The organism is Bacteroides sp. CAG:633, from assembly GCF_000435115.1.
Classification (GTDB): domain Bacteria; phylum Bacteroidota; class Bacteroidia; order Bacteroidales; family Bacteroidaceae; genus Bacteroides; species Bacteroides ndongoniae.
The window spans coordinates 1-1612 of record NZ_FR882983.1 but is presented as its reverse complement, the minus strand read 5'-3'; the positions used below and the strand labels follow the sequence as shown (position 1 = coordinate 1612).

The window sequence follows — 1612 nt, the reverse complement described above, 5'->3', positions numbered from 1 at the left end:
CCGACTCGCCCTCGTCGTTGAACTTCGCCATCAGCGGGGCGTTGAAGTATTCGGGGAACAGCACGAAGTCGCTCTTGTAGTCGGACACGGCATCGACGAAGAACTCTACCTGCTCGAACAGGTCGTCCAGCGTCTTATAGGCACGCATCTGCCATTGCACTAAGCCCACGCGGACGGTGGTCTTCGGATTGATGTATTCCTGCGTGGGTGGCTGATAGTAGATGTTATCCCATTGCAGCAGACAGGCGTAATGCTTCGACTCCTCGTCGTTGGGCAAATAGTTGCGCATCACCTTGCGTACGTGGAAGTCGTTCGACAACTGGAAGGTGAGCACCGGGTCGTAGATTTCTTTCTGGCGCACCTTGTCGATGTACTCCTTGGGGCGCATCTGGTCGGCATACTTGTGGTAGTTGGGGATGCGGCCTCCGAACATGATGGCTTTCAGGTTCAGCTTCTCGCAAAGATCCTTGCGGTATTCGTACATACGGCGTGCCAGACGCAATCCGCGATATTGCGGATGGATGAAGACTTCGATGCCATACAGGATATTACCCTTGGGATTGTGCGTGTTGAAAGTCTCTTTGCCCGTCACCTGAGCATAGGTGTGATCGTTCTTCACGTCGTCGTAATTGACGATGATAGAGAGGGCGCACCCCACGATTTTCTCGTCCACTACCGTCACAATCTGCCCTTCGGGGAAGATGCGGATCAGTTTCTCGATCTGCTTGTGTGTCCAGAAGACGTCGCTTCCGTCCGAATATACACGTGTGAATGATTGGGCCAATTGGTCGTAATCCTCGATTTGCAGATTGCGTATCTGCACTTTGTTGATTTTGATAGAATCCATAGTTGTTTTCTTGTTTTAATCGAAGACGGACAATCTTGCTTGCCGTCATTGCGGCGCAAAGGTAGTGCTTATTTTCATACGTTGAACCTTGCCTGTTTCCAAAACTTCACGTCTTTCTTGTAGAATTTCACTCATCCATCCGTTTCGAGGCACAGTCGGGACAGAGGCCTTTCACCACGTAGTTGACTGATTGCATCACGAACCCTTCGGGCAGAACGATCGAAGGGATGTGCAGGGTCTTGAAGCAATAGGTCCGGCGGCAGGCCTCGCAATGGAAGTGGATGTGCATATCATCCACGGAACAGGCCGTCTCGCCGTCGCACAGTTCGTACTTCAGGGCACCGCTGCCGTCGTCGATGGTATGCACTACCCGATGCTCCAGAAACAGCCCCAGCACCCTGAAGATGCTCGACTTGTCCATCCTCTCCAATACCTCTTCCAGTTCGGGCAGCGAGACCGGTCGCGCAGCAGCAAGCAGAGCGCGCAACACCAGAATGCGGTTGGCTGTCGGCTTCACTCCCTTCTTCTCCAATATGCATATCTCCGATTTTTCTTCCATTGTCTCATCCGGTTGGTTATATAGGGGCAAAGGTACTGATTGCGTAGCAAACAGGCAAAACAAAAAAGCGGATGGACGCCGTTTTTCGCAGATTTCACGTTTCTTCTGCGTACATCCGTGTGTCCATCCACGTTTCTGATTATTCTGTGGAAGTTCTGTGGTTCCGTACGGTGTGTGCCCCGCCCTTCGTCATCCTAACGGGTCTT

Annotated in this window: 2 protein-coding genes; both read right to left on the bottom strand. The window is 52.1% G+C overall.

The annotated features are described in order from the left end of the window. The coding region (locus tag QVP67_RS01925; protein WP_288179797.1) for a GNAT family N-acetyltransferase at window positions 1-847 on the bottom strand (847 nt) is incomplete at its 3' end. Between the two features lie 127 nt (window positions 848-974). Next, the gene (locus QVP67_RS01920; protein WP_022161873.1) at window positions 975-1406 is read right to left on the bottom strand and encodes a Fur family transcriptional regulator; all 432 of its coding nucleotides are present in this window, start codon (window positions 1404-1406) and stop codon (window positions 975-977) included. Between the last annotated feature and the right edge of the window lie 206 nt (window positions 1407-1612).

What these genes read in the sequence shown, in the direction of transcription:
- QVP67_RS01920 (WP_022161873.1), bottom strand. Translation starts at nt 1,406, where the DNA reads ATGGAAGAAAAATCGGAGATATGCATATTGGAGAAGAAGGGAGTGAAG.